Below are 5,516 nucleotides of genomic sequence, written 5' to 3'. Positions count from 1 at the left end.
GCGTACGACCAGGGCTACGGCCAGCAGGGGTACGACCAGGGCTACCAGCAGCAGCCCGGCTACGACCAGGGCTACCAGCAGCCGCAGGGCGGCTACGCCCAGCCGCAGGCGGTCACCCTGTACCTGGAGGACGGCTCCAACCGGACCTTCGCGCTGCGCGAGGGCACCAATGTGATCGGCCGCGGCCAGGACGCCCAGTTCCGTCTCCCGGACACGGGCGTCTCGCGGCGGCACGTGGAGATCCGTTGGGACGGCTACGCCGCCGTCCTCAACGACCTCGGCTCCACCAACGGCACCTCGGTCAACGACGTGCCCGTCTCCAACTGGGAGCTCGCCGACGGCGACCGCATCCGCGTCGGCCACTCCGACATCGTGGTCCGCTTCCAGTAGATTTCACCTCGGGGCGGCGAAAGCAGACCCGTATGACAGCGCCCGCACGGCGGGCGCTGGACGAGTGTGCGTCGGATACGACCAGGAGGGAGACACCGTGCAGGGACTCGTGTTGCAGCTGACCCGGGCGGGTTTCCTCCTGTTGCTGTGGCTGTGCATCTGGCTGGTCATCAGCGCGCTGCGGTCCGACGCGCGGCTGGCGTCGGGCCTGCGGCCCCGCCAGAAGGAGGCCAAGGCGCCCCGTCGGGCCCTGTTCTCCCGCACCAGCAAGGTCGCGAAGTACCTCGTGGTCACCCACGGCCCGCTCGCGAACACCCGGATCACCCTCGGTCAGCAGCCCGTGCTCATCGGCCGCGCCGACGACTCCACCCTGGTGCTCAACGACGACTACGCCTCGACCAGGCACGCGCGACTCTCGCGCGACGGTGACGACTGGTACGTCGAGGACCTCGGCTCCACCAACGGCACCTACCTGGCCCGCAACAAGGTCACCACTCCCACCCGCGTCCCGCTGGGCACCCCGGTGCGCGTGGGCAAGACAGTGATCGAGTTGCGCCCGTGAGCCTCGTCCTTCGATACGCCGCCCGCTCCGACCGGGGCCTCGTCCGCAGCAACAACGAGGACTCCGTGTACGCCGGTGCCCGCCTGCTGGCGCTGGCCGACGGCATGGGCGGCCACGCCGCGGGCGAGGTCGCCTCGCAGCTCATGATCAACGCGCTCGCCCCGCTCGACGACGACGAGCCCGGCGGCGACCTGCTGGACACCCTCGAGGAGGCGATGGTCGCCGGCAACGAGACCATCGCCGAGCAGGTGGTCGAGGATCCCGAGCTCGACGGCATGGGCACCACCCTCACCGCGATCCTGTTCGCCGGCTCCAAGCTGGGGCTGATCCACGTCGGCGACTCCCGCGGCTACCTGCGGCGCGACGGCGAGCTCATCCGCATCACCAAGGACGACACCTTCGTCCAGACCCTCGTCGACGAGGGCCGGATCACCGCGGAGCAGGCCCACACCCACCCGCAGCGCTCGCTGATCATGAAGGCGCTGACCGGGCACGAGGTGGAGCCCACGCTCACCCTGCGCGAGGCCAAGGCCGGCGACGTCTACCTGCTCTGCTCCGACGGCCTGTCCGACGTGGTCTCCGACGAGACCATCGGCGAGACCCTGGCCCTGGCCACCGACGACGTCAGCGCCGCCGCCGACCGGCTCATCGAGCTGGCGCTCAAATCCGGCGGCCCCGACAACGTGACCGTCGTGGTCGCCCGCGTCGAGGACTCGAGTTTCGGGCAGAGCCGCCCCATCGTCGGCGGCGCCGCGAACGACGACGACGAGGACTACGTCCCGCCGGCCAACACCGCCGCCGGACGCGCCGCCGCACTGCGGCCGCCGAAGAAGGCGCCCCGCCGCGTCGTGGCGACGGACGTCGAGGAGGAGCCGGAGACCGGCTCGCGCCGCAAGTGGATCGCCCTCGGCGTGCTGCTCGTGCTGCTCGTCGGCGGCGCCATCGGCCTCATCGTCACCCGCTCGGTGGTCAACTCCAGCTACTTCGTCGCCGCCACCGACAAGGGCACCATCGCGATCTCGCACGGCGTGAAGGTCTCGATCTTCGGCCGCGCGCTGAACTCGCAGCAGGAGGTCGTCTGCATCGCGGAGACCGCCGGCGAAGGCCGCGCCGCGCAGGGCTGCACGCCGCTCACCGTCGACGACCTGACGCCGCGCGGCCGCGCCAACCTGGCCGGCCTGCCCTACGCGAGCTCGCTCGACGACGCCCGCGAGCAGGCCCGGAACCTCACCGACCGCGACAACCTGATGGAGCGGTGCGCGATCACCACGGAGATCGAGGCGCCGGCGCCCGTGACCCCGCAGGACCCGAACGTCCCGGCACCGTCGACCACCGTGGCGCCGCCGGCCGGCGAGACGCTCGCGCCGCCCCCGGCGCCCGTCACCAAGGTCGTCACGCAGACGTCGACGCCGGAGCGGCCCTGCCGCGGAGGCCCCTCGTGACGTCGGGCGTCAGCACTCCCGGTGCGGGCATCGCGCTCGACCCGAACCGAAAGTCCCGGACCTACGAGCTGGTCCTCCTCGGCGCCGCCACGGTGGTGACGGGGACCTCGCTCGCGCTGGTGGAGTGGGCGCAGGAGCAGCGGGTCACCCTGGACCTGGCGAAGTACGTGGTCGCCTTCATCGTGCTGTACGGCGCGGCGCACTACGCCGTGCGCCGCTTCGCGCCGTACGCCGACCCGATCATCCTGCCCGTGGTGGCCATGCTCAACGGCCTCGGCCTGGTGCTGATCCACCGGCTGGACCTGGGCAACGCGCACGCCGAGAACGGCCGCGTCTCGCAGACGCAGGAGGCGAACCAGCAGATCCTGTGGACCCTGCTGGGCCTCGCGGTGCTGGTCGCGGTGCTGGCGCTGCTGCGCGATCACCGGACGCTGTCGAAGTACGCGTACACGATCGGCCTCGCGGGCGTCGTCTTCCTGGCGCTGCCGGCGCTGCTGCCGTCGAGCCTGTCGGAGATCAACGGCTCGAAGAACTGGATCAAGACGCCGCTGTTCAACATCCAGCCGAGCGAGATCAGCAAGATCCTGCTCATCATCTTCACCGCGGCCTTCCTGGTGTCCAAGCGCGACCTGTTCACCTCCGCGGGCCGCCGCGTCCTCGGCATCGACCTGCCGCGCGCCCGCGACCTGGCGCCGCTGCTGCTGGTGTGGGTCGTCGCGCTCGGCGTGCTCGGCTACGCCAACGACCTCGGCACGCCGCTGCTCATCTTCTTCACCGTCCTCGCGATGGTGTACATCGCCACCGAGCGGATCGGCTGGATCGTCGTGGGCCTGAGCCTCGCGGTGATCGGCGCCGTGGCCGCCTACCAGCTCTTCCCGCACCTGCGCGTGCGCGTCGAGGTCTGGCGCGATCCGTTCGCCGCCTACGAGACCATCGGCTACCAGCCCGCGCAGGCCCTGTTCTCCCTGGCCACCGGCGGCCTGGCCGGTACGGGCCTCGGCTCCGGCCGGCCCACGATGGTGCCCTTCGCGTCGACGGACTTCATCATGGCCGCCGTGGGCGAGGAGCTGGGCCTCATCGGCCTCGCCGCCGTCCTCATGCTGTTCCTGGTGCTGATCTTCCGCGGCTTCCGCGCGAGCCTGACGGTGCGCGACAGCTTCGGCAAGCTGCTGGCCGCCGGCCTGGCGTCGACGATGGCGATCCAGCTCTTCGTCGTCGTCGGCGGCGTCACCAAGCTGATCCCGCTGACCGGCCTGACCACGCCGTTCATGAGCTACGGCGGCTCGTCGCTGCTCACGAACTACGCCCTCATCGCGCTGCTGCTGCGCATCTCCAACGCGGCCCGCGAGCCCAAGGTCGCCCGCAAGCCCGGCGCGCCGGTCCCCGACCGGCCGACCGAGATCGTGAAGCGCGTATGAACGCACCGATCCGCCGCATCTCCCTCGTCGTGGTCCTGCTCGTGGTCGCGTTGCTCGCCAACGCCACCTGGGTGCAGGTCTTCCGCGCCGACGACCTCCGCGCCGACAGCCGCAACGAGCGCGTGCTCCTCGACGAGTACGCGCGCCAGCGCGGCTCGATCCTGGCCGGCGGGCAGGTCATGGCCCAGTCGATCAAGACCGACGACCGGTACAAGTACCTGCGCACCTACCCGGAGGACATGGCGCGCGCGTACGCGCCGCTCACCGGCTACTACTCGATGATCTACAGCTCCAGCGGCCTCGAGCACGCCGAGGAGTCGGTGCTCAACGGCAGCGACGACCGGCTCTTCGGGCGCCGCGTCGTGGACCTGCTGTCCGGGCGCGACCCGAGCGGCGGCAACGTGATCACCACGATCAACCCGACGATGCAGCGGATCGCCTACGAGAAGCTGACCACGGCGTGCGGCTCGAGCGGCCCGTGCCACGGCGCGGCCGTCGCGATCGAGCCGTCGACCGGCAAGATCCTCGCGATGGTCTCGACCCCCAGCTACGACCCGAATCCGCTGTCGTCGCACGACACGAGCGCGGTCAGCAAGACCTGGGAGCAGCTCAAGGACGACCCGGACAAGCCGATGGACAACCGGGCGACCGGCTGGACCTACCCGCCCGGATCGACCTTCAAGGTGATCACCACGGCCGCCGCGCTGGCGCAGGGCAAGGGCGTCGACCTGAACACCCGGCTCACCGCCGACAAGCAGATCACCCTGCCGGGCGGCGGCGGCACGACACTGCAGAACTACGCGGGGATGACGTGTCCCGAATCCTCGGGCGGTACCGTCAGCCTGTTGCAGGCGTTCCAGTACTCGTGCAACACGGCGTTCGTGGATCTGGCCACGACGAAGATCCAGGACGGAGGCGAGGCGATCAAGGCGATGGCGAACAACTTCGGCGTCAACTCGACGCCCGACCCCATCCCGCTGCGGGTCGCGCAGTCGGTGACCGGTCCGCTGTCCGACGGTGCCCAGACGGGCCAGTCGGCCATCGGCCAGCTCGACGTGGCGATGACCCCGCTGCAGAACGCGGTGATCGCGGCGACGCTGGCCAACGGCGGCGTCCGCATGCAGCCCTACCTGGTGGACTCCTTCCAGGCGCCCGACCTGAGCACGTTCGGCGGTACGTCGCCGAAGCGGCTGGGCCAGGCGATCTCGCCGCAGGTCGCGGCGCAGATGCGGGAGCTGATGATCGCGTCGGAGCAGCACACGAAGGGCTCGGGCGACCGGGTCCAGATCGCCTCGAAGACCGGTACGGCGGAACACTCTCAGGGCCAGCGCGGCGGCGAGGCACCGCACGCCTGGTACATCGGGTACGGCCCGGTGAACGATCCGAAGGTAGCGGTGGCGGTCATCATTGAGAACGGTGGAAATCAAGGCGAGGCGGCGACCGGTGGGTCGCTCGCCGCGCCGATCGGACGAGCGGTGATAGGCGCCGCGGTGAACGGGCAGGGGAACTGATGAGTCTGCAGACCGGATCGGTGATCGCCGACCGCTACGAACTCCTCCGGCTCATCGCCACCGGTGGCATGGGTCAGGTGTGGGAGGCGATGGACACACGGCTCGACCGCCGTGTCGCCGTCAAGGTCCTCAAGGCCGAGTTCTCCGAGGACCAGGAGTTCCTGGCCCGCTTCCGCAACGAGGCCCGCACCAC

General features: G+C 70.6%; 5 protein-coding genes and 1 pseudogene. All 6 read left to right on the top strand.

Translation table 11 applies throughout. The features are described from left to right. Positions 1-390: FHA domain-containing protein (locus tag ACLQ3K_RS03780; protein WP_425997139.1), on the top strand; the 390-nt coding region annotated here is incomplete at its 5' end. A 97-nt stretch (positions 391-487) separates the two neighbouring features. Beyond that, positions 488-952, top strand: coding sequence for an FHA domain-containing protein FhaB/FipA (locus ACLQ3K_RS03775; RefSeq protein ID WP_224644811.1), 465 nt, complete (start codon positions 488-490; stop codon positions 950-952). Beyond that, positions 949-2,394 carry a PP2C family protein-serine/threonine phosphatase gene (locus ACLQ3K_RS03770; protein WP_425997137.1) on the top strand — a complete coding sequence of 482 codons (1,446 nt, stop codon included), beginning with the start codon at positions 949-951 and terminating at the stop codon, positions 2,392-2,394. The genes ACLQ3K_RS03775 and ACLQ3K_RS03770 overlap by 4 nt, the downstream gene beginning before the upstream one ends. After that, entirely contained in the window at positions 2,391-3,812 is a 1,422-nt protein-coding gene (locus tag ACLQ3K_RS03765; protein ID WP_224644809.1) for an FtsW/RodA/SpoVE family cell cycle protein, read from the top strand. Before ACLQ3K_RS03770 ends, ACLQ3K_RS03765 begins: the two co-directional genes overlap by 4 nt. Then, complete coding sequence (locus tag ACLQ3K_RS03760) at positions 3,809-5,323, top strand: peptidoglycan D,D-transpeptidase FtsI family protein (RefSeq protein ID WP_425997135.1); 1,515 nt, start codon at positions 3,809-3,811, stop codon at positions 5,321-5,323. Before ACLQ3K_RS03765 ends, ACLQ3K_RS03760 begins: the two co-directional genes overlap by 4 nt. Continuing rightward, positions 5,323-5,516, top strand: a pseudogene (locus tag ACLQ3K_RS03755) (serine/threonine protein kinase); the annotation flags it as partial. The gene ACLQ3K_RS03760 and the pseudogene ACLQ3K_RS03755, both read left to right, overlap by 1 nt.

Source organism: Tsukamurella sp. DT100, from assembly GCF_049844855.1.
In the GTDB taxonomy this organism is placed as follows: domain Bacteria; phylum Actinomycetota; class Actinomycetes; order Mycobacteriales; family Mycobacteriaceae; genus Tsukamurella.
The sequence above is the reverse complement of the archived record's forward strand: the minus strand, read 5'-3'. Positions and strand labels throughout refer to the sequence as shown.